The sequence below is a fragment of the Massilia sp. AB1 genome (assembly GCF_018119385.1).
Lineage (GTDB): Bacteria > Pseudomonadota > Gammaproteobacteria > Burkholderiales > Burkholderiaceae_D > Telluria.
Window position 1 is genome coordinate 42,988 of record NZ_JAGKSG010000026.1, and the last position, 21,148, is coordinate 64,135.

The window sequence follows — 21,148 nt, forward strand, 5'->3', positions numbered from 1 at the left end:
TCCAGGAGTGTCCCGAATGAGGCTGCGCGCACTGCTTCCGATCACCGTCTTCTTCATGGCCGCCGCTGCCGCCGCGGCGCCCCAGCTCGCGCAGTTCGACAGCTTGCGTGAAGCGCGCGCCGCCGCCACTGCGCGCCCTGCGGACACGGGCGCGCTGACCGGGCTTGCCAACGCACAGATCTTTACCGGCGACGCCGCCGGCGCCCTGGCCACCATGGATCGCGGACGCATGCGGCCAGGCGGCACGCCCGCCCTGTCGGAGGCGGATCGCCGCGCCCTGGACAGCGTGCAGGCGGACGATGCGATCCGCATGATCGTCGCCGCGGCCAGGGACAAGCGCGCGGTCCTGATCAACGAAGACCACACGGTCGCCATGCACCGCGCCTTCACCCAGAAGCTGGCCGTCGAACTGCGCAAGATCGGCTACCGGTATTTCGCGGCGGAGGCCTTCAACGCGCCGGTCCTGCCGAACGGCCGCTACCTGACCTGGCGCGACGGCTACTACACCCGCGACCCGGTATTCGCGGGCATGGTGCGCACCTTGCAGGCCGAGGGTTTCACCCTGGTCGGCTACGACATCGAAGAAGAAGATACGGCATTGAGCCCGCGCGAGCGCATCGCATTCAGGGAACGCAGCCAGGCCAGGAACATCCACGAGCGCATCTTCGCCCAGGACCCGGATGCGAAAGTGCTGATCCACGTCGGCCACCACCACCTTGGCAAGCGCCAGGTCGGCGACATCAAGCCCATGGGCGCCCACCTGCGGGAGCTGATCGGCCTCGATGCGACCCTGCACATCGACCAGCTCGCGTTCTACGCGCGCAGCGCGCAAGCGGCGGAAGATCCGCTCTATCGCGCGCTGCTCGACCGGCACAAGCCCGCCGCGCCGATGGCGCTGCGCCAGGCCAGCGGGGCGAGCGCCTCCTTGCGCGGCCTGGGCGGCTTCGTCGACATGCATATCCTGCACCCGGACTACGGGCTGCGCGACGGCCGGCCCGCATGGCTGTCCTCGCTGGCCGGGCGCACGGCGACCAGCGTGCCGAAGGCTCTGCTGCCCCAGTCCGGCGAACGCCTGGTGCTCGCCTACGACCGCGAGCACGGCATGGACGCCGTGCCTGTCGATGCGCTGCTGCTGACGCCAGGCGTATCTGCGCCGGCGTTCATGCTGCCCCCTGGCCGGTTCCGTTTCGAAGTACAGCAATAAAATCATATTTATCGGTTGACCTCAACCTGGCTTGAGGTTCTACACTGCCGCTCATGTCGAACAACACCTGCAAGGAGATGCCCGTGAGTGAACTGTCCCGCTATTTCGACCTGATCGGCTACCGCCACGAAGGCAAGCCCAGCATCGCCGCCCTCAGGGAGCTGCAGCGCTGCCACACCCACACCCTGCCCTTCGAGAACCTGACGCCGCTCTCGGGCCAGCCGGTCAGGCTGGACATTCCCTCGCTGGTGGACAAGTTCACGCAGCAGCGCGGCGGCTACTGCTTCGAGCACAACCTGATGTTCCGCCACGCGCTCGACAGCCTGGGCTTCGCCACCCGCCCGCTGCTGGCGCGCGTGCGCGCGAATGTCCCGCCGGATGTGGTCACGCCGCGCACCCACCTCGTGGTGCTGGTCGAGGCGGAAGGCGAGACCTGGATCGCGGACACCGGTTTCGGCAAGGCCACGCCGACCGCGCCTTTGCGCCTTGTCCCCGACCTGGCGCAGAGCACGCCGCACGGGCGCTACCGCCTGATGGAAGACCCGGCCGGGTACAGGCTCGAGACCGAGCAGGCCGGAGAATGGGCGCCGCTCTACATCTTCGAGATGACGCCCGCTTATATGCCGGACTTCGAGATGGGCAACTGGTACGTATCCACCCACCCCAACTCGCATTTCACGCGCGACCTGATCGCGGTGCGCACCACGGCGCGCGGCAGGCAGGTGCTGCACAACACCCGCTACAGCGTCTACGGCATCGATGCCGAGCCGGTCGTGCGCCAGCTCGGCAGCGTGGGCGAGATCATGGTGCTGCTGCAAGGAGAACTGTGCATCGCCGCCGACCGCGTTCCCGGCCTGCATGAACGGATCGGGCGGATCGTCGAACAGCACGCCGGACAACCGGGCTAGCGCCGGGCCGCGGCGTTGGCAAGATCGGCGAGCGGCGACAGGATGGCGCGGTCGAAGTCGTCGATCGGTTCGCCCTTGCGCACGCGCCGCGGCCAGTCGGCGTGGGTCAGCGCGCCGCGCCCCAGCGAGACGGCGTCGGCCTCGCCGCTGCCGACCAGGGCTGCGGCCCGTTCGGGATCGTGCAGCGAGCCGTTCGCGATCAGGGGCAGGCCGGCGTAGCGCTTCGCCAGCGCCGCGAGGCTCGGCCCCGTGCCGAATGCGGGCTTCCACGCCTCGAACTCGGTCGTGTGCAGGTAGTCGAGCGGCAGCTTGCGCAGCGTCCCGAAGACCAGCGCCGCATCGCTCTCCGCCCCGCTCCAGGTATAGGCGAAATCGTTGACCTTGGCTTGCGAGATGCGTATGCCGACGGCGAAACCGGGACCGACCACATGGCGCACCGCTTCCACGACCTCGACGATCAGCAGCAGGCGGCGCTCAAGCATGCCGCCGTAGCGGTCTTCGCGCAGGTTGATCGCCTCGCTCAAGAACTGGTCGAGCAGGTAACCGTTTGCCGCGTGGATCTCGACGCCGTCGAAACCCGCTTCGCGCGCCCTGGCCGCCGCATCGGCAAAGCCGCGAATCGCCTCGACGATCTCATCGCCGCTCATCGCTTGCGGAAGGGCGTAAGGCCCGGCGCCGCGGTAGAAGCTCATTTGCTCTCCCTTGGGCCGCACGGCGGAGGGGCCGCGCGTACCGCTGCGATAGGGATTCCCCTGCGACAGCGCGCCGGCGTGCATCAGCTGCGCCACCATGCGCGCGCCGCTTGCGTGCACGTCCCGGACGATGGGCCGCCATGCATCGCACTGGGCGCTGTCCGCCAGCCCGGGCTGGCGCAGGTAGCCTTGCGAATACGCCTTGTCGGTATAGATCCCTTCCGTGATCACCAGGCCGAAGCCGCCCTCGGCGAAGGACCGGTAGTAGCGCTGCATCTCTTCCGTGGCGCGGCCCTGCTCCGTTGCGCTGACGCGGGTCATAGGGGCGACCACCACCCGGTTGGGCAGCAGCATGGGGCCGATCGCGAGCGGGTCGAACAGATGCTGGTGCGGCGCGCCCATCTTAGCGCTCCGCATCGTCGCGGACCGCGGCAATTGCTTCGATCTCGATCATGGCTTTTGGATCATACAAGGCCTTGATCTCGGCAATGGTGTCGGCCGGGTACGGCGCCGAAAAGAACTTGCGCCGCAAGGCCACGACCTCCTCGAAGTTGCCCATGTCGGTGACGAAGATCGTGACCTTGATGACGTCCTTCAGGCTCGACCCGCCTGCTTCGAGCGCGCGGCGCAGGTTGGCGAACGCCTGCTCGCCCTGGGCGCGGAAACCGCCTTCGACGATCCGGCCGTCGTCGCCCGCTCCCGCCTGGCCGGAGATGAACAGCAGCTTGCCGAAGCGGATGCCCTGCGACAGCAGGAAAGGCGCGTAATTGTCTGGTTGAGTGGTGATGCGTTCGAGCACGATGGCCTCCTTGTCCGTGAATGCTGAAAACCGGCCTTCACCGGCCGGCAGGAGGAAGATAGGCGTCCGCTCCCGCGTTGACAAACGCATAGTTGTCAGGCATAAGATGAGTTTATTTCACCTGTAGACCCATGCGGCGACTCCCTCCCCTCTCCGCACTGCGCGCTTTCGAGGCCGCCGCCCGGCATGGCAGCTTCAAGCTCGCGGCCAGCGAACTGGCCGTGACGCCCACCGCGGTCAGCCACCAGATCCGCTTCCTGGAGGACTACACCGGCTTGCGCCTGTTCGAGCGGCAGGTGCGCAAGGTAGTCCTGACCGATGCGGGTGCAGAGCTCTATCCGGTCCTGCGCGACGGCTTCAACGCCTTCGAAACGGTGTTCCAGGCCCTGGCCGCGAACCAGGTGCGGCGCCAGGTCACGATCTCCGCGACCAATGCCTTCATGGCGCGCTGGCTGGCGCCGCGCGTCGCCGCGTTTCGCCGGCTGCATCCGGACATCGACCTGGAACTGCATGCCTCGGACCAGGCCGTCGACCTGGTCGCGGAGCAGGCCGATCTCGCGATCCGCTACGGCCGCGGCCCCTACCCTGGCATGGTGTCGGAACCACTGTTCGCCGACCGTTTCGCGCCGGTGGCCAGCCCCGCGCTCGGCGTGACCGGACCAGCGGACCTGGCGGCTTTCCCGCTGATCGATTTCAAATGGAGCCGCCACCATCCGCTGAACCCGACGTGGAAGAACTGGTTTGCCGCCGCGGGCCTGCCATGGCTGGCGCCGCGCGGCCAGCTGCGGTTTTCGGACGAGGGGCATGCCATCCAGGCGGCCATTGCGGGACAAGGCATTGCGCTGTTGAGCCTGGATTTGCTGGCTGACGAACTGGCGGCGGGCCGCCTGGTCCAGCCTTTCGGTCCGAGCATTCCCGGGCACACCTATCACCTGGTGCGCAGCGCGGGGCACGCGCCGGCGCCGCACATGGAAGCCGCGCTCGACTGGCTGCGTTCCGAGGCGCAGGCGCCGAAGCAAGGCTGAGGGCCTGCTCCCTTTTGTCAGCTGGCCAGGCGCGCGACCGCGTCGATGATGTCTTCGTTCTGCAGCGCGGCGAAGCCGAGCAGCCAGCCGTCCTGCTTGTCGGCGCCCATGAACAGTGCCGAGAGCGAGGGCGTGGCGATGCCGCGCGCGCCGGCCTGGCGCGTCAGCGCGGCTTCCCGGCCCGGCGGCAGGTGGGCAGCCAGCTGCAGGCCGCCGGCGCCTGGTTGCGGCCGCAGCCAGTCCAGCCGCGCCGCTTCCAGCCGCTCCAGCAGCAGCGCGCGCCGGCTACCGTACAGCAGCCGCATCTGGCGCAGGTGGCGCGCAAAGTGGCCATGGGCGATGAACTCGGCCGTCACCGCTTGCGCCAGCTGGGCGCTGTGGCCGTCCATGACGGTGCGGGCCTTGACCACCGCTTCCACCAGCGCCGGCGGCAGCACGGCGTAGGCCAGGCGCAGCGAAGGGAACAGCACCTTGGAAAAGGTCCCGAGATAGATCACGCGGCCGTGCCGGTCCAGGCCCTGCATGGCCGGCAGCGGACGGGCATCGTAGCGGAATTCGCTGTCGTAGTCGTCCTCGATGATCCAGCCGCCGTCCCTTTGCGCCTGCTCCAGCAGCGCCAGGCGGCGCGCGAGGCTGAGCGTGGCGCCGGTCGGGTACTGGTGGGAGGGCGTCAGGTAGGTCAGCCGCGCGGCTTGCGACGGCAGGCTCATGCCCTCGGCGTCCACGGGTATCGGCTCCAGCTGCGCGCCCGCGCTGCCGAAGGCGTTGCGCGCGCCGACATAGCCCGGCTCCTCGATGTGCACGGTGTCGCCCGGATCGAGCAGCAGCATGGCCAGCAGCTGCAGCGCCTGTTGCGAACTGGTGAGCACCACCACCTGGTCGCGGTCGCAGCGTACGCCGCGTGACTGCGCCAGGTAGCCGGCGATGGCATCGCGCAGCGGCGCATAGCCTTGCGGGTCGCCGTAGCCCATCAATGCCGCGCCGTGGCGGCGCAGCTGGCGCGCGGTGATCTGGCGCCAGGTCTCGACCGGAAAGGCGCGTAAATCCGGGCTGCCGGCGCAGAAGGCGCGCGGCACGAGCGGATCCTGGCAGCCGCCGGTGGCCACGATGGCCGCGCCGCGGCGCGACAGGGTAGCGCTGGTGTCGATGCCCGTCATCGGCGGCGCCGGCTGCCAGCCGGGGGAGGCGATGGACACGACGGTGCCGTGGCCGACGCGGCGCGTTACGTAACCTTCGGCTTCGAGCTGGGCGTAGGCCGCCTCCGCCGTCACGCGCGAGATCGCCAGGTCGGCCGCCAGCATGCGCGTGGACGGCAGGCGGGCGCCCTGCGCCAGCTCGCCGCGGCGGATCGCGCCGCGCAGGGCCGCGCAGACCCGTTCGCGCAGCGGCAGGCCCGGCTGGTCCTCGCGTTCGAACAGGCTGATCCAGAGGGCGGGAACGATCGGGGAATCCGGCATTGGTCTTATCGATGAATGAAAATTGGCATCCATGATGATGCCATGCTTCGCCTAGAATGAGGACATCGTCAACACAGGAGTCAATCGATGTCCACGCAATCGCTGGTGCTGCAGTTCCCCGCCCCCGAACCCGAACAGAGCGCCGCCTTCATGCAGGCCAAGCTGGCCTATCACACCGATGCCGCCGACCTGGCGGAAGACCTGGTCAATGGCGTCGAAGCCATCGTGGTGATCGATACCCGCAGTCCGGCGCTGTATGCGGCCGGGCACATTCCGGGCGCTGTGAGTTTCCCGCACCGGACCATGGACGAGCAGACGACCGCCTCGCTCGACCGTAGCAAGACCTATGTCGTCTACTGCGACGGTATCGGCTGCAACGGCTCGACCAAGGGCGCGTGGAAGCTGGCGAGGCTGGGTTTCAGGGTGAAGGAGCTGCTGGGAGGGCTGGACTTCTGGAAGCGGGATGGGCATCCGCTGGCGACCGGCATGGAGCCGGGGCGCACGGAGGAAGCCGCCCAGTGCGGCTGCTGAAGACGGTGACGTCGTCCCGGCGAAGGCCGGGACCCAAGTTAGCCTGCGGACCAATAGCATTGTTCGTGGCTGCGCAATGAACTTGGATCCCCGCCTTCGCGGGGACGACGGTTCAAGGCAGCGGGCCACAAAAACAAAAAGGGCCGCATTCACATGCGGCCCTTCGAATTCTGGCTCCCCGACCTGGACTCGAACCAGGGACCTGCGGATTAACAGTCCGTCGCTCTACCGACTGAGCTATCAGGGAAAAGAGGCCGCATTATAACGGGTCGATTCGCGTTTGACCAGTGCTGGGCATAAATAGTGCCCCGCCTGCACACCCGGTGCCCCTTTGTTATAGTCGCACCCGTTCTGGCCCCGCGTGCCAGCCCGCCTCCAAACCAAGACACCCATGACCACGACTCCCCGCACCCTCGGCACCCCGCTCTCCCCTTCCGCCACCAAAGTAATGCTGCTCGGCTCCGGCGAACTCGGCAAGGAGGTGATCATCGCGCTGCAGCGCCTCGGCGTGGAAGTCATCGCCGTCGACCGCTATCCGAACGCGCCCGGCCACCAGGTGGCGCACCGCACCCACGTCATCGACATGACCGACGGCGACGCCCTCGCCGCCCTGATCGCCCAGGAAGGCCCCGACCTGGTGGTGCCGGAAATCGAAGCCATCGCCACCGACAAGCTGGCCGAGCTGGAAGCCGCCGGCGCGATCACCTGCATCCCCACCGCGCGCGCCGCCCAGCTCACCATGAACCGCGAAGGCATCCGCCGCCTCGCCGCCGAAGACCTCGGCCTGCCGACCTCGCCCTACCGCTTCGCCAGCAGCCTGCAAGAACTGGAACAGGCCTGCGCCGCCGTCGGCTTCCCCTGCGTGGTCAAGCCCGTGATGTCTTCCTCGGGCAAGGGCCAGTCCAAGCTCGACGCCCCTAGGGACGTCAAGGCCGCCTGGGACTACGCCGCCAGCGGCGGACGGGTCGACGCGGGCCGCGTGATCGCGGAAGGCTTCATCGATTTCGACTACGAGATCACCCTGCTTACCGTGCGTTCGCTCGCGGCCGATGGACAGGTGCAAACCGGTTTCTGCGAGCCGATCGGCCACAAGCAGGTGCACGGCGACTACGTGGAGTCATGGCAGCCGCACCCGATGCAGCCGCTGGCGCTGGAACGCGCGCGTGACATCGCGGCCAAGGTCACCGCCAACCTGGGCGGCCTGGGCGTGTTCGGCGTCGAGCTCTTCGTCAAAGGCGACATGGTGTGGTTCTCGGAAGTGAGCCCGCGCCCGCACGATACCGGCATGGTCACGATGGCCAGCCAGCTGCAGAGCGAGTTCGAGCTGCACGCGAAAGCCGTGCTCGGCCTGCCGGTGGACACCTCGCTGCGCACACCGGGCGCATCCGCCGTCATCTACGGCCAGCTCGAGCAAGCCGGCATTGCGTTCGAAGGGGTGGCCGATGCGCTGCGCGTGCCGGGTGTGGACATCCGCCTGTTCGGCAAACCGGAATCTTTCGCACGCCGCCGCATGGGCGTGGCGCTGGCCACCGCGGGCGACATCGACACCGCACGCGCACGCGCTCTGGAAGCCGCCTCCAAGGTGAAGCCGGTGCCGGGCAAACGCTGACAAGGACCGCGCCGAAGGCAGCTACTCGTCCGCGGCGCCCTCGTCCCTGCCTTTGGCGCCGATGTTCTTCACGCCGCGCCGCGCCAGGGCCTCCCGCAACAGGAATTCGATTTCGGCGTTCACGCTGCGCAGGTCACGCGCGGCAAGACGCTGCAGCTCGTCCCACAACGCGGGGTCGATCCGTAGCGGGAACGCTTTTTTACCAGGACTGGCCATGCTCGTCGGGACTAGTTATAGAGAGTGCCCGTGTTGACGATCGGCTGGGTTTCCTTGTCCGAACAGAGCACCACGAGCAGGTTGCTGACCATGGCCGCCTTGCGCTCGTCGTCGAGCTCGACGATACCGCGCTCGGACAGGCCCTTCAGCGCCGTTTCCACCATGCTCACGGCGCCGTGCACGATCTTGGCGCGGGCGCTGATGATCGCTTCGGCCTGCTGGCGCCGGAGCATGACCTGGGCGATCTCGGGAGCATACGCCAAATGGGTGAGCTTTGCGTCCAGCACCTGCACACCCGCCGCTTCGAATCGCTCCTGCAACTCGCACTTGAGCGCATCGACGACCGCATCCATGCCAGCGCGCAGCGTGGTCTCCCCTGCGGACAGGTCTTCGCCTTCATCGTAAGCATATTGCGCGGCCAGGTGACGAAGCGCAGCTTCCGCCTGGATCGAGACGTAGCGCTCGAAATCATCGACTTCGAACACCGCCTGGGCGGTGTCGCGGACCCGCCAGACAATGGCCGCGCTGATCTCGACCGGGTTGCCGCGCTTGTCATTGACCTTGAGCGTGGGCGCGTTGAAATTGCGGGCACGCAGGGATAGCCGGCGTTTGACGTACAGGGGGAAGGCCCAGCGCAGGCCTTCGCTGCGGTCGGTGCCGATGTATTTGCCGAACAGGGTCAGGATTGCGCTTTCGTTAGGCTGGAGCATGAACAGGCCGGTAAAGCACAGTGCGGCGCCCAGCCCCATCAACAAGCTGCCCAGGAAGAAGACAGGTCCGGTCGCCTCCACCCCTGTCGTGAAGGCGTACACGGCGCCCAGCGCCAACACGATCCCGACGACAGCTGCCAAGTAGCCATTTGCGGACAAAAAAGCCATTTCACGGCGGGTTTGTATTGAGTTCATGCTGTCTTCCTCTCTGGCGAGTAACATCAAAGTGATATCACTTTAGGATCACCCAAAATTATTGTCAAGCAATTTTGGTAATTCTTCCATGAGCTTGGTCAGATACATCGGTGGTTGACATCAAATCATCTGTAAATGATAATTATTCTCATTATCATTCGTATTAAAAACAAAAAGCTCATGCCTACGCCCGTCATCCCGAAGCGCAGCTTCGTCAGCCTGCTCGTCCTGTCCACCCTCCTCCCCGCTCACGCGCAGGCCATCCCAGGCGATACCGCCCAAGTGGTCGTCACCGCCGCCGGCTACCGCACCACCGGCACCAAGTCGGACCTCAAGCCTCTCGAAGCGCCGATGAGCTACGAGATCTACGACAACGAGCTGCTCAGCGCACGCCAGGCCGACAGCGTCAACGAAGCGCTGCGCTACGTGCCGGGCGTGACGCCGGAAAGCCGCTCGACCGTGACGATCTTCGATCAGTACACGATCCGTGGCTTCGAGAGCTACCGCAACTACTACGACGGCCTGCCCCTGCAGTACGACGGCTTGTGGAACCTGGTGCCGCAGGTGGACGCCTTCGCCACCGAAAGCGTGGAAGTGCTGAAGGGACCGGTGTCGGTGCTGTACGGCTCGGCCCCGCCGGGCGGCATGGTGAACCAGACCGCCAAGCAGCCGCGCTCGAAACAAGAAGCGCAAGTACGCGCACGCATCGGGACCAATGCCTTGCGCGAACTCGCCTTGGACAGCACCGGTCCGCTGTCGCAAGACGTCGACTACCGCGTGATTGCACTGGCGCGCGAGCGTGACGGCCAGCAGGCGACGACCAAAGAGGAACGCCGACTGTTCGCCCCTTCCCTCACCTGGCGCATCAGCCCCTCGACCCGACTGAACCTCAACCTGTATTACCAGGACGATCCGGCCTTGATCCCCTCGACGCCGCTGCCCGCGACCGGCACGCTGCGCGACGCGCCCTACGGCCGCCTGGATGCCGACGCTTTCGCCGGCGACGCCGGCTGGTCAGGCATGGAACGGGAGACGCTACTCTCCGGCTGGAAGTTCGAGCACGCCTTCAACGACACGGTGAGCTTCCTGCAGAACTTCCGCTACACCAAGGCGGACGGCTTCCAGCGCAATTCCTACAACAACGGCCTGCTGGCCGACAACCGCACCCTGCTGCGCTCGGCCTATTTCACCGACGAGGCGATGCACGGCTACGTGGTCGACAACCAGCTCGCCTTCCGCTTCCATACCGGGCCCTGGAGCCACCGCGTGCTGGCCGGCGCTGATTACCAAAAACTGCGCACCAGCGTGCGTTATGGCGACACATTAGGCACCGGCACGCCGTCCATCGACCTGGGCAGCCCGGACCACCAGTTGTTCGACGTGGCCGCCCTGCCCCTCGGCTTCTACACCGAAACACACGGCATCCGCCAGTCGCAGCTCGGCTTCTACCTGCAGGACGAGGCGAAGCTGGGTCCACTGACCCTGCTGGGCGGCCTGCGCCGCGATCGCTACCGCAGCGAGGACGCCAGGCAGTCGACCTACGACGGCTTCCCATCGAGCGGCACGACTTCGATCACCCAGGAGCGTACCAGCGGCCGCATCGCCGCGATCTTCAAGCTCGGGAATGGCCTGGCGCCCTATATCAACTACTCGACCTCCTTCGAGCCAACCTCGGGCGTCGACTCCTTGAGCGGCGCGGCCTTCAAGCCGACCACGGCCAAGCAGATCGAAGGCGGCGTGAAATACCGCTCGCAGGATGGTCGCACCCAGCTCACCGCGGCCGGGTTCGAGATCCGCAAGCAGAACGTGGTCGTGAACACGCCCGACTTCATGCAGTACACGCAAAACGGCGAAGTGCGATCCACCGGCGTCGAGGTGTCGTGGAACCAGGCCCTGAGCGACCACCTGGACTTCACGCTGGGCCTGACCGGGCTCGATATGAAAGTCACGGAGAACGCCTCCGATCCTTCCCTGGTCGGCAAGACGCCGGTGTGGGTGGCCGACAAGCAGGCCTCGCTGTGGCTGAACTACCAGCCGCTGGACGCGCTCGACCTGAGCGCCGGCGTGCGCTACGTGGGCGAGAGCCAGGTGGATGCGGCCAATACCGGCACCGTGCCAAGCCACACCGTGTTCGATGCGGCGGCCATGCTTCGTCTCAACAAGACCTGGCGCCTGGGCCTCACCGCCAGCAACCTGGGCGACAAGCGCTACGTCGGCGCCTGCCACAGCGCCCAGAACTGCTGGATGGGTGCGGAGCGCAGCGTCGAGCTGACCCTGCACGCCGCGTTCTGAGCGGGAGAACAGCATGAGCTTCCGCGCCTGGTACACCGTGCACAAATGGACCAGCCTGATCTCGACCTTGTTCCTGCTGATGCTGTGCCTGACGGGGCTGCCGCTGATCTTCTCGCACGAGATCAGCCACCTGCTGGGCACCAGCGCCGATGCGCCGCAGCTGGAGGCCGGACACACCGGCCGCGCCAGCATCGACGCCATCGTCGCCGATGCCCAGGCCCGGCGCCCGCAGGACGTGCCGCAGTTCCTGGTGGCCGAGGCGGACGAGCCGGACCTGCTCTACGTGCGCATGGCGGACCGCATCGATTCGCCTGGCCTGACGGCCTTCTACACCTACGATGCGCGCACCGGGGAGTTCCTGAACGAATACCCGCTCGGCAAAGGCTTCATGGACGTGATGCTGCGCCTGCATGTCGACATGTACATGGGCATCGGCGGGACCCTGTTCCTGGGCTTGATGGGAGTGCTGCTGGCGGCGTCCATCGTGTCCGGCATTTATGTGTACGGGCCATACATGAAGAAGCTGCGCTTCGGCAGCATCCGGCGCGACCGCGCCACGCGGCTCAAATGGCTCGATCAGCACAACCTGCTGGGCATGGTGACCCTGGTGTGGCTGCTGGTGGTGGGCGTGACCGGAACGATCAATGCGCTCAACCAGCCGATCTTCGCGGCCTGGCAGGCGAGCGAGCTGAAGGCGCTGGCGGAACCGTTCCGCGGGCAGCCTGCGGTGACAGGCAAGGTGTCCGCCGATGCGGCGGTGAAGGCGGCGCTGGAGGCTGCGCCGGGCAAGACGCTGAGCTTCATGGCCTATCCCGGCAATGATTTCGCGACCCCGCAGCACTTCATGGCCTTCATGCAGGGGAGTACGCCGCTCACCGCCAAACTGCTGTCGATCGTGATGATCGATGCCCGCACTGGCACGGTAGTGACGACGGGAGAGATGCCGTGGTATGTGTCGACCCTGATGCTGTCGCAGCCGCTGCACTTCGGGGATTATGGCGGGGTGGCGCTCAAGCTGCTGTGGCTGGGACTGGATCTGCTGAGCATCTGGGTGCTGTGGAGCGGGCTGGTGCTATGGTGGAAGCGGAGGAAGGTGACGGCGGAGCAGAAGCAGGCTGCGTTGCAAGGTCTGCCCGAGCAGGCCATCAGCTAACCCGAAGTCACCACCCTTTACTCATTCCACACCTCTACCAACGTCATCCCGGCGAAGGCCGGGATCCAAGTTTGCACGCAGCCTAATAACGTGTTCCCGGCTGCGCAAAGGACTTGGATTCCGGCCTCCGCCGGAATGACGTTGATGTATTTTCGGGGTGGTTCGTTGAAACCTGTGTCGGTAACGCCGCAAACGCAAAAAGGGCCGCATTCACATGCGGCCCTTCGAATTCTGGCTCCCCGACCTGGACTCGAACCAGGGACCTGCGGATTAACAGTCCGTCGCTCTACCGACTGAGCTATCAGGGAAAGGAGGCCGCATTATACCTGCTTCTTCCGTTTTGGCAAATGCTGCGATAACAAAAGGAAATCAGCCCTGCACCGCATTCCTCGAACGCGTCACCAGCCGCTTCAAGGCCTCGAGCACGACTTGCGGTTCCGACATCTGCGGGAAATGCCCGCTGCCCTCGGCCACGATCCGCTCGCCCAGCGGCGACAAGGCGGCCAGCCCCAGCTGAGTGCGCTCGCGCTCGCGCACCGCTGCTTCCGGCATGATCCAGCGCGGCAGGCGCTTGCCGCCCGACACTACCATCACCGGCACGGGAGGAAACGCAGGCGCTTCGAGAATGTCTTTCACCGTCTCCGCTTCATTGCGGATCTCATCATTGACATCGCGCGGCGACAGCCGGTCCAGGAAGCCCACAAAGGCACGCTGCAGGCGCGATTGATGCCGCTTCATGTTTGTCACGTCCTCCGGCGCCGTCGCCTCCAGGAACAGCACGCCGCAGACCTCATCCGCAAACTCGCGCGCGAACAGATTGGCGTGCAATCCGCCGAACGAATGTCCGACCACCACGAAGGGCGGCTTCACGTTGCCCGCCAGCAGCAGCTGGCGCAGCTGGGCCACCACGGTCTCGCCATACTGCGGCTCGCGCGGCTTGGCGCTGCCGCCCACGCCGGGACGGTCGTAGGCGAACACGGTGCCCAGCTGCTCGATCTCGGGATACAGCTTATGCCAGGAATCCAGCGGCCCGCCCGCCCCGGCCAGGAGAACGATCGAAGGACTACCCTGCCCCGACTTGGAAAACCGGAAGACCTGCTTGTCGATCAGCGTGGCATGGCTCTTCGGCAAATGTTTCACTCAGCTATTCCTTATTCTCAACGACGCGCCTAGGCTACGATCAACGCGACGACGGCGCAACCCGATTCCGATGCATACCGAACTCGGAAAATAAAAAGACCGTATCGCAGATACGGCCCTGTGCCAGTTCGCGCCAGCGAGAATCATGCCGCACCCTCCTCACGCTGTATCCAACGCCTCAGGTCGGCAACGATAAACCATGCTCCGCGAACGACGATCTTGTCGGGATATTCCCTGACCCTGACATTGCTCTCATCCCACCTCAGGCAGCGCGGCCCCCTTTGCCTGTAGACGATCACATCGCCAGTACTCGACAGCTCCATGTAACCGAGATACTGGAGCCGGCTTGCCAATAGGCCGGTGAGGCGCTCCGGCCTGCGCAGGACATGAAACTCGGCGGGAATGCTCATTGCGACCGAGATCAGCGCACCGCAGCTCACACCCATCAGCGCCACGCCGATCGGCAGCATGTGGGATGCGAAAAACCGGGTGGCGAAGCAGACCAGCCATACCGTGCCGACAACAATCAAGATCCACGATTGCAGTTGCCGGTACGACTGGAACAGCAGCAGGTTTCGCCAAAGGGGAAGCGGGAATCCAAGCCTGGAAACCACCCCACATTGTCTCGAATTCGTCATCGCCATTCCTTCCAGAACAACCGCACAGCGCCATGCGGATGCAAGCATCCTAGCCGGACGATGGAGGCAGACGTTGCCCAATCGCATCGAAGCGTATTGAGCTGAGAAAAAATGGGATAGAGGAAATGAAAACGGGAGCTCATATCGCTATGAGCTCCCGTATCAGAATTCTGGCTCCCCGACCTGGACTCGAACCAGGGACCTGCGGATTAACAGTCCGTCGCTCTACCGACTGAGCTATCAGGGAATAGGTAATGCATTATAGGGGTCCCGGATCAGGTCTGTCAAACTCGCGCCTGTTTCCGAAACCACATTTACTGCTCTCCAGAACCAAACAGCAGTTCCAGAGAGCCGAGATTTTAGAGAACTTTGGCGACTGCGTCAACGACGCGATCGATGTTCTTCGAATTCAGCGCGGCGACGCAGATACGGCCGGTGTCCACCGCGTAGATCGACTGCTCGCGCAGCTTGCCGACCTGCTCTTTCGTCAAGCCCGAGTACGAGAACATGCCGACCTGGTGGCGCACGAATTCGAAATCGTGGCCCGGCGCCTTGGCCTTGAGCTTCTCGACCATGGCGCCGCGCATTTCACGGATGCGCACGCGCATCGCGCCCAGCTCGTCTTCCCACAACTGGCGCAGTTCAGGGTTCGACAGCACGGTGGCGACCACCTTGCCGCCGTGGGTCGGCGGATTCGAGTAGTTGGTGCGCACCACGCGTTTAACTTGCGACATCACGCGCGCGGCTTCCTCGGCGCTGGTGGCGACGATCGACAGCGCGCCGACGCGCTCGCCGTACAGCGAGAAGGACTTCGAGAACGAGTTCGACACCAGCAGCGGCATGCCGGTGGCGGCGAAGCGGCGCACCACGGCGCCGTCTTCGGCGATGCCGTTGGCGAAGCCCTGGTAAGCCATGTCCAGGAACGGCACCAGGCCGTTCTCGCGCACGACGTCGATCACCTGGCCCCACTGGTCCTGGTCCAGGTCGGCGCCGGTCGGGTTGTGGCAGCAGGCGTGCAGGACCACGATCGAACCCTTCGGCATGGCCTTGAGGGCTTCCAGCATGCCGGCGAAGTTCACGCCGCGGGTGCTCGGATCGTAGTAGGTATAGTTATTGACGGCAAAGCCGGCGCTCTCGAACAGCGCGCGGTGGTTTTCCCAGCTCGGGTCGCTGATGTAGACGTCCGCGCCCGGCACGAAACGCTTGAGGAAGTCGGCGCCGATCTTGAGCGCGCCGGTGCCGCCCAGGGCCTGCACGGTGATCGCGCGCTTCTCTTGAATTACGGCGCTGTCGGCCCCAAATACCAGCTCTTGCACGGCCTTGTCGTACGCCGCCAGACCGTCGATCGGGAGGTAGGTGCGCGGGGCCGGCTGTTCCATCAGCTTCGCTTCCGCCTTTTGCACGCACTGCAGCAAAGGCACCTTGCCATTATCGTCATAGTACACGCCCACGCCGAGGTTGATTTTCTCGGGGTTGGTGTCGGCATTGAATGCTTCGGTGATACCCAGGATCGGGTCGCGCGGGGCCATTTCAATGGCGCCGAAGAGGCTGGCAGAGGCGGTGGAAGTCATCGTGATAAACTGAATTTGTCGGCTGTTCGCAGCGGTTGTATAGACAGCGGCACTCGTGCTGCAGTGCCGCAAGCGGACTCCCATTCTAGCAAAGGTCTGAAAGTATGGCTGATCTATCCATCGCAACATCTCCCGAACCGGCCGTCATCACCTATCCCGGATCGCCATTCAAGCTGCACCAGCCCTTCCCGCCGGCGGGCGACCAGCCGACCGCGATCGAGGGTCTGGTCGAAGGCATCAACGATGGCCTGATGTACCAGACGCTGCTTGGCGTAACCGGTTCCGGCAAGACCTACACGATGGCCAACGTGATTGCCCAGGCGGGCCGTCCGGCGATCGTGTTCGCACCGAACAAAACCCTGGCGGCCCAGCTGTATGCGGAGTTCCGCGAATTCTTCCCGCAAAACGCGGTCGAGTATTTCGTCTCCTACTACGACTACTACCAGCCGGAAGCCTACGTGCCGCAGCGCGACCTGTTCATCGAAAAGGACTCGTCGATCAACGAGCACATCGAGCAGATGCGCCTGTCGTGCACCAAGTCGCTGATGGAGCGGCGCGACGTGGTCATCGTGGCCACGGTGTCGGCGATCTACGGTATCGGTAATCCGAACGAATACCACAAGATGATCCTGACCCTGCGCCACAAGGACAAGGTGGCGCAGCGCGACATCATCGCGCGCCTGATCCAGATGCAGTACACGCGCAACGAGATGGACTTCGCGCGCGGCTCCTTCCGCGTGCGCGGCGACACCATCGACATCTTCCCGGCGGAACACGCCGAGCTCGCGATCCGCGTCGAGATGTTCGACGACGAAATCGAATCGCTGCAGCTGTTCGACCCGCTTACGGGCCGCGTGCGCCAGAAGATCCCGCGCTTCACCGTCTACCCGGGCTCGCACTACGTCACGCCGCGCAGCACCGTGATCCGCGCGGTCGAATCGATCAAGGCCGAGCTGCGCGACCGCCTCGAATACTTCCGCAAGGAGAACAAGCTGATCGAGGAACAGCGCCTCGAACAGCGCACCCGTTTCGACCTCGAGATGCTGGCCGAAATCGGCTTCACGAAAGGCATCGAGAACTACTCGCGCCACCTGTCCGGCGCGATGCCGGGCGAGCCGCCGCCGACCCTGATCGACTACCTGCCCAAGGACGCGCTGATGTTCATGGACGAGTCGCACGTGATGATCGGTCAGCTCAACGCGATGTACAACGGCGACCGTTCGCGCAAGACCAACCTGGTCGACTACGGCTTCCGTTTGCCGTCCGCGCTGGACAACCGGCCGCTGAAATTCACCGAGTTCGAAGGCAAGATGCGCCAGACGATTTTCGTCTCCGCGACGCCCGCCGATTATGAGAAGGAAAAGGCCGACAACGTGGTCGAGCAGGTGGTGCGTCCGACCGGCCTGGTGGACCCGAAGGTGATCGTCAAGCCTGCCCTGTCGCAGGTGGACGACCTGATGAGCGAGATCAACGACCGCATCGCCAAGGACGAGCGCGTGCTGGTGACCACGCTGACCAAGCGCATGGCCGAGCAGCTCACGGAATACCTGGGCGACCACGGCATCAAGGTGCGCTACCTGCACAGCGACATCGAGACGGTGGAGCGCGTGGAGATCCTGCGCGACCTGCGCCTTGGCACCTTCGACGTGGTGGTCGGCATCAACCTGCTGCGCGAGGGCCTGGACTTGCCGGAAGTGTCGCTGGTGGCGGTGCTGGACGCGGACAAGGAAGGCTTCCTGCGTTCCGAGCGTTCGCTGATCCAGACCATCGGCCGCGCGGCGCGTAACCTGAACGGCGTGGCGATCCTGTATGCGGACCAGATCACCGATTCGATGAAGCGCGCGATCGACGAAACCGAGCGCCGCCGCGCCAAGCAGATCGCGTTCAACGAGGCGAACGGCATCACGCCGAAAGGGGTGCAGAAAAAGATCAAGGAAATGATCGACGGCGTGTACAGCAACGCCGCGCAGAAGGCCATGGTCGAGGGCATCCACGAGGACGCGGCGACGGCCAAGGTCGAGTCGATGAGCGAGAAGCAGATCAGCAAGGAGATCAAGCGCCTCGAGAAGCTCATGGTGGACCACGCCAAGAACCTCGAGTTCGAGAAGGCGGCGCAGGTGCGGGATCAGCTGCATGTGCTCAAGCAGCAGGCGTTTGGTGCGCCGGGGGCGGATAATGTGGTGTCGATGTTGGGCAAGTAAGCAGGCCGGCAACGCGTCGGCTCACCCGCTCCCTTGACACGTCATCCCCGCGAAGGCGGGGACCCAAGTTTGCTTGTAGACCGATAGCGTATTTCCCGGCTGCGCAACTGACTTGGGTCCCCGCCTTCGCGGGGATGACGTTTACAGGTAGCGGGCCACGATGAATGTCGCTTCACTTCGACGGCCTGTCGAACATCCTCGGATCGAAACTGAACGACCGCACAATACTCAGCTCCACCCGCTCATACGCCGGATGCTCCGGATTGATCACCAGATTCCACCCTTCCCTGACGATCACCGACGGCACCCGCATGTAGAGGTACTCGCAATCCTTCAGGAAGTTGGTCCCGAAGCTCGCCGCACTCCCCGCGTCTTCGATATCGTCCCAGCCATTCGGCAGCCGCTCCGCCGGCATATCCACACCTAACTCAAGATCATCCGGCACATCCACCGCCACCAGCACCAGGTCCGGCTCGTCGCCCTCGCTGTGCACGAACTTCTCCAGCACCGCCAGCTCCGCTGTCATCGCGCTGTAGAGCGCCGCGCAGCCCTCTTCGTGCCAGTGCCCTCCACTCTTCCTGGCGCCCTCGCACGAGCGGTCGAGCGCCGCGCCCTCGTTGGCAATTCTCCAGGTTCTCATGGGACCAGTTCCTGTCGTGTTATCGCTGTTAAAACCAGCATACAGCGCAGGCCCTGCCCCGCCGCGCACGGATGGCGCGGACAGGTCTAGCCGCGCCGCGCCTTCACCTCGGCCAGCAGTTCGAGCAGCCGCGCCAGGTCGGCCGGCTTGACCATGTGGTAATCGAAGCCCGCCTCCTGCGCGCGCTTCTGGTCCTCTGGCTGGCCGTAGCCGGTCAGCGCGATCAGCACCGTGCCCGCCGTCCCGGGCGCGGCGCGCAGCTGGCGCGCCAGCTCGTGGCCGTCGATGTCGGGCAGGCCGATGTCGAGCAAGGTCACCTGCGGATGCTCCCTGGCGGCCCGCGCCAGCGCGCCCTTGCCGTCATATTCGATGCTCACGTGGTGGCCGTTCATCTCCAGCAGGGTCGCCAGCATCTGCGCCGCGTCGACGTTGTCGTCCACGACCAGCACGCGCAGGCCGCTGTCCGTATCCAGCGGAGCCGGCGCGGGCGCCGCCTCGAGCATGGCCGGCGTGGCCAGCAGCGGCAAGTGCACGACGAATTCGCTGCCGCGGCCAGCCCCCTTGCTGTGCGCCTCGACCCGGCCGCCGTGCAGCACCACCAGGCTCTTGACCAGCGCCAGGCCGATGCCCAGGCCGCCCTGCGAACGATCCGGCGTGCGCTCGGCCTGGATGAACAGGTCGAAGATGTAGGGCAGCACCTGCGGCTCGATGCCTTGGCCGTTATCGCACACCGCGATCGTCACGCCCTCGGCATCGCGGCGCACCCGCAGCACGATCAGGCCGCCCGGCGGCGTGTACTTGGCGGCGTTGTTGAGGATGTTCGAGAGCACCTGGATCAGGCGCGTGCGGTCGCCCGCGACGTGCAGCGGCTCGCTCGCGATCTCGGTGCGCAGCTCGTGGCGGCGCGCGTCGATCAGCGGCCGCACCTGCTCCACCGCTTCGGCCACGACCTCGATCAGGTCCAGGTCTTCCTTCTCGATCGTCACCAGGCCGCGCGTCACGCGCGATACGTCAAGCAGGTCGTTCACCAGGTCCGTCATGTGCTCGGCCTGGCGCGCGATGATATTGCTGGCGTTACGGATGCCCTGCGCATCCAGCTGCCCGCTTTGCAGCAGCTGGGCCGCCGTGGTGATCGGCGCCAGCGGATTGCGCAGCTCGTGCGCCAGCATGGCCAGGAACTGGTCCTTCTGGCTGTTGGCCGCGCGCAGCTCGTCCTCCACGTGCTTGCGCGCCGTGACGTCGCTGCCTTCGACGAAGATGCCGGCCACCTCGCCCTTGTGGTCGCGGAAGGGCTGGTACACGAAATCGATGAAGCGCTCCTCGAGCGGCGCGTTGGGCTCACGCTGGATTCGCAGGGACACGTCGTGCCCGACGAAGGGCTGCCCTGAGTCGTAGACCTGGTCGAGCAGCTCGAAGAAGCCCTGCCCCGCCACTTCCGGCAGCGCTTCGCGCGCCGGTTTGCCGACCAGCTCGCGCTGGCCGATCAGCTCAAGGTAGGAATGGTTGGTCAGCTCGAACACATGGTTTGGCCCGCGCAGCACGGCGATGATGCCCGGCGCCTGTTCGAACAGCGCCATCAGGCGCTGGTTCTCTTCCTCGCGGTAGCGCTCGGCCAGTACTTCGGCGGTCGCCTCCACGCAGGCGCAGTACATGCCGGCCACGGTCCCGCTCTCGTCGCGCACCGGGGAGTACGAAAACGTGAACCAGGTGTCTTCGTCGTAGCCGTGGCGATGCATGCGCAACGGCAGCCGGTCCATGTAGGTGGCCTCGCCGCGCAGCGCACGCACGATCAGCGGATGGATGTCGTCCCAGATCTCGGCCCAGATGTCGTGGAAGCGCGCGCCCAGCGCGTCCGGGTGCTTCTCGCCCAGGATCGGCACGTAGGAATCGTTGTACAGGAATCCGAGCTCCGGTCCCCAGGCGACGAACATGGGGAACTTGGAGTTGAGCATGAGCCCGACGACGGTCCGCAAGGCCTGCGGCCAGGTGCGCGGATGCCCCAATGGCGAACTGGACCAGTCGTGGGAGCGCATCATGGCGCCCATCATGCCGCCGCCGCTCAGGAAGGGCAGCCATTCGGAAGGGATCGCGTGTTCCTGTTTCATTGTTGTGATATCAGGGTGGAGACGCGTCACCGCGCCGGCCTCAGTGTGCCAGATTTGTCCGA

At 65.4% G+C, this 21,148-nt stretch carries 18 protein-coding genes and 3 tRNA genes; 8 read left to right on the forward strand and 13 right to left on the reverse strand.

Annotated features, from left to right (window positions below; all coding sequences use genetic code 11):
* Positions 1-16 precede the first annotated feature (16 nt).
* Complete coding sequence (locus J8847_RS15640; RefSeq protein WP_211525643.1) at positions 17-1,204, forward strand: hypothetical protein; 1,188 nt, start codon at positions 17-19, stop codon at positions 1,202-1,204.
* Between the two features lie 83 nt (positions 1,205-1,287).
* Positions 1,288-2,112, forward strand: a complete 825-nt coding sequence (locus J8847_RS15645) for an arylamine N-acetyltransferase (protein ID WP_211525644.1) — start codon at positions 1,288-1,290, stop codon at positions 2,110-2,112.
* Here J8847_RS15645 and J8847_RS15650 read toward each other — a convergent pair.
* Both J8847_RS15650 and J8847_RS15655 read right to left on the reverse strand, forming a co-directional pair.
* Positions 2,109-3,206 (reverse strand): NADH:flavin oxidoreductase, encoded by a 1,098-nt coding sequence (locus J8847_RS15650; protein WP_211525645.1) that lies wholly within the window; start codon positions 3,204-3,206, stop codon positions 2,109-2,111. The genes J8847_RS15645 and J8847_RS15650 overlap by 4 nt on opposite strands.
* Position 3,207: 1 nt before the next feature.
* Positions 3,208-3,603 (reverse strand): RidA family protein, encoded by a 396-nt coding sequence (locus J8847_RS15655; protein WP_211525646.1) that lies wholly within the window; start codon positions 3,601-3,603, stop codon positions 3,208-3,210.
* A 131-nt stretch (positions 3,604-3,734) separates the two neighbouring features.
* Here J8847_RS15655 and J8847_RS15660 point away from each other — a divergent pair, with 131 nt between their 5' ends.
* Positions 3,735-4,628: a LysR substrate-binding domain-containing protein gene (locus J8847_RS15660; protein WP_211525647.1), complete on the forward strand. Its 894-nt coding sequence runs from the start codon at positions 3,735-3,737 to the stop codon at positions 4,626-4,628.
* Positions 4,629-4,645: 17 nt separating this feature from the next.
* Here J8847_RS15660 and J8847_RS15665 read toward each other — a convergent pair whose 3' ends face one another.
* Positions 4,646-6,085, reverse strand: a complete 1,440-nt coding sequence (locus tag J8847_RS15665) for a PLP-dependent aminotransferase family protein (RefSeq protein ID WP_211525648.1) — start codon at positions 6,083-6,085, stop codon at positions 4,646-4,648.
* Between the two features lie 87 nt (positions 6,086-6,172).
* Between J8847_RS15665 and J8847_RS15670 the strand changes: the two genes are divergently transcribed.
* A complete protein-coding gene (locus J8847_RS15670; protein ID WP_211525649.1) occupies positions 6,173-6,616 on the forward strand; it encodes a rhodanese-like domain-containing protein in 444 nt (147 codons plus the stop codon).
* 171 nt (positions 6,617-6,787) lie between these two features.
* Here J8847_RS15670 and J8847_RS15675 read toward each other — a convergent pair.
* Positions 6,788-6,863: transfer RNA gene (locus tag J8847_RS15675), tRNA-Asn, on the reverse strand.
* A 144-nt stretch (positions 6,864-7,007) separates the two neighbouring features.
* Here J8847_RS15675 and purT point away from each other — a divergent pair.
* The gene (gene purT / locus J8847_RS15680) at positions 7,008-8,225 is read left to right on the forward strand and encodes a formate-dependent phosphoribosylglycinamide formyltransferase (protein WP_211525650.1); all 1,218 of its coding nucleotides are present in this window, start codon (positions 7,008-7,010) and stop codon (positions 8,223-8,225) included.
* 21 nt (positions 8,226-8,246) lie between these two features.
* Here the strand turns inward: purT and J8847_RS15685 are convergent, their stop codons facing one another.
* On the reverse strand, positions 8,247-8,441 hold the full coding sequence (locus J8847_RS15685; protein ID WP_211525651.1) for a hypothetical protein: 195 nt from the start codon (positions 8,439-8,441) through the stop codon (positions 8,247-8,249).
* Positions 8,442-8,452: 11 nt separating this feature from the next.
* Positions 8,453-9,346: an SPFH domain-containing protein gene (locus tag J8847_RS15690; protein ID WP_211525652.1), complete on the reverse strand. Its 894-nt coding sequence runs from the start codon at positions 9,344-9,346 to the stop codon at positions 8,453-8,455.
* 180 nt (positions 9,347-9,526) lie between these two features.
* Between J8847_RS15690 and J8847_RS15695 the strand changes: the two genes are divergently transcribed.
* Positions 9,527-11,638 (forward strand): TonB-dependent siderophore receptor, encoded by a 2,112-nt coding sequence (locus tag J8847_RS15695; RefSeq protein ID WP_211525653.1) that lies wholly within the window; start codon positions 9,527-9,529, stop codon positions 11,636-11,638.
* A gap of 13 nt (positions 11,639-11,651) precedes the next feature.
* A complete protein-coding gene (locus tag J8847_RS15700; protein ID WP_211525654.1) occupies positions 11,652-12,791 on the forward strand; it encodes a PepSY domain-containing protein in 1,140 nt (379 codons plus the stop codon).
* A 232-nt stretch (positions 12,792-13,023) separates the two neighbouring features.
* Here the strand turns inward: J8847_RS15700 and J8847_RS15705 are convergent.
* From J8847_RS15705 to J8847_RS15725, 5 genes are all read right to left on the reverse strand, one after another.
* A tRNA-Asn gene (locus tag J8847_RS15705) sits at positions 13,024-13,099 on the reverse strand.
* A gap of 61 nt (positions 13,100-13,160) precedes the next feature.
* The gene (locus tag J8847_RS15710) at positions 13,161-13,931 is read right to left on the reverse strand and encodes an alpha/beta fold hydrolase (RefSeq protein ID WP_211525655.1); all 771 of its coding nucleotides are present in this window, start codon (positions 13,929-13,931) and stop codon (positions 13,161-13,163) included.
* Positions 13,932-14,074: 143 nt separating this feature from the next.
* Positions 14,075-14,569 (reverse strand): hypothetical protein, encoded by a 495-nt coding sequence (locus J8847_RS15715; RefSeq protein ID WP_211525656.1) that lies wholly within the window; start codon positions 14,567-14,569, stop codon positions 14,075-14,077.
* 171 nt (positions 14,570-14,740) lie between these two features.
* Positions 14,741-14,816 (reverse strand) — tRNA-Asn (locus J8847_RS15720).
* A 112-nt stretch (positions 14,817-14,928) separates the two neighbouring features.
* A complete protein-coding gene (locus tag J8847_RS15725; protein WP_211525657.1) occupies positions 14,929-16,140 on the reverse strand; it encodes an amino acid aminotransferase in 1,212 nt (403 codons plus the stop codon).
* Between the two features lie 104 nt (positions 16,141-16,244).
* Here J8847_RS15725 and uvrB point away from each other — a divergent pair, with 104 nt between their 5' ends.
* The gene (uvrB, locus tag J8847_RS15730; protein WP_229429745.1) at positions 16,245-18,341 is read left to right on the forward strand and encodes an excinuclease ABC subunit UvrB; all 2,097 of its coding nucleotides are present in this window, start codon (positions 16,245-16,247) and stop codon (positions 18,339-18,341) included.
* A gap of 172 nt (positions 18,342-18,513) precedes the next feature.
* On the opposite strand, the gene J8847_RS15735 is transcribed toward uvrB, so the two are convergent.
* Complete coding sequence (locus J8847_RS15735) at positions 18,514-18,981, reverse strand: RES family NAD+ phosphorylase (RefSeq protein WP_211525658.1); 468 nt, start codon at positions 18,979-18,981, stop codon at positions 18,514-18,516.
* An 86-nt stretch (positions 18,982-19,067) separates the two neighbouring features.
* Positions 19,068-21,086 carry an ATP-binding protein gene (locus J8847_RS15740; RefSeq protein WP_211525659.1) on the reverse strand — a complete coding sequence of 673 codons (2,019 nt, stop codon included), beginning with the start codon at positions 21,084-21,086 and terminating at the stop codon, positions 19,068-19,070.
* Between the last annotated feature and the right edge of the window lie 62 nt (positions 21,087-21,148).

Excerpts from the sequence above, each read along its gene's own strand:
- J8847_RS15695 (WP_211525653.1), top strand. The coding sequence starts at position 9,527 with ATGCCTACGCCCGTCATCCCGAAGCGCAGCTTCGTCAGCCTGCTCGTC.
- J8847_RS15670 (WP_211525649.1), top strand. The coding sequence starts at position 6,173 with ATGTCCACGCAATCGCTGGTGCTGCAGTTCCCCGCCCCCGAACCCGAA.
- J8847_RS15690 (WP_211525652.1), bottom strand. The coding sequence starts at position 9,346 with ATGAACTCAATACAAACCCGCCGTGAAATGGCTTTTTTGTCCGCAAAT.
- J8847_RS15700 (WP_211525654.1), top strand. The coding sequence starts at position 11,652 with ATGAGCTTCCGCGCCTGGTACACCGTGCACAAATGGACCAGCCTGATC.
- J8847_RS15685 (WP_211525651.1), bottom strand. The coding sequence starts at position 8,441 with ATGGCCAGTCCTGGTAAAAAAGCGTTCCCGCTACGGATCGACCCCGCG.
- uvrB (WP_229429745.1), top strand. The coding sequence starts at position 16,245 with ATGGCTGATCTATCCATCGCAACATCTCCCGAACCGGCCGTCATCACC.
- purT (WP_211525650.1), top strand. The coding sequence starts at position 7,008 with ATGACCACGACTCCCCGCACCCTCGGCACCCCGCTCTCCCCTTCCGCC.
- J8847_RS15665 (WP_211525648.1), bottom strand. The coding sequence starts at position 6,085 with ATGCCGGATTCCCCGATCGTTCCCGCCCTCTGGATCAGCCTGTTCGAA.
- J8847_RS15660 (WP_211525647.1), top strand. The coding sequence starts at position 3,735 with ATGCGGCGACTCCCTCCCCTCTCCGCACTGCGCGCTTTCGAGGCCGCC.
- J8847_RS15640 (WP_211525643.1), top strand. The coding sequence starts at position 17 with ATGAGGCTGCGCGCACTGCTTCCGATCACCGTCTTCTTCATGGCCGCC.
- J8847_RS15740 (WP_211525659.1), bottom strand. The coding sequence starts at position 21,086 with ATGAAACAGGAACACGCGATCCCTTCCGAATGGCTGCCCTTCCTGAGC.
- J8847_RS15725 (WP_211525657.1), bottom strand. The coding sequence starts at position 16,140 with ATGACTTCCACCGCCTCTGCCAGCCTCTTCGGCGCCATTGAAATGGCC.
- J8847_RS15650 (WP_211525645.1), bottom strand. The coding sequence starts at position 3,206 with ATGGGCGCGCCGCACCAGCATCTGTTCGACCCGCTCGCGATCGGCCCC.
- J8847_RS15735 (WP_211525658.1), bottom strand. The coding sequence starts at position 18,981 with ATGAGAACCTGGAGAATTGCCAACGAGGGCGCGGCGCTCGACCGCTCG.
- J8847_RS15715 (WP_211525656.1), bottom strand. The coding sequence starts at position 14,569 with ATGACGAATTCGAGACAATGTGGGGTGGTTTCCAGGCTTGGATTCCCG.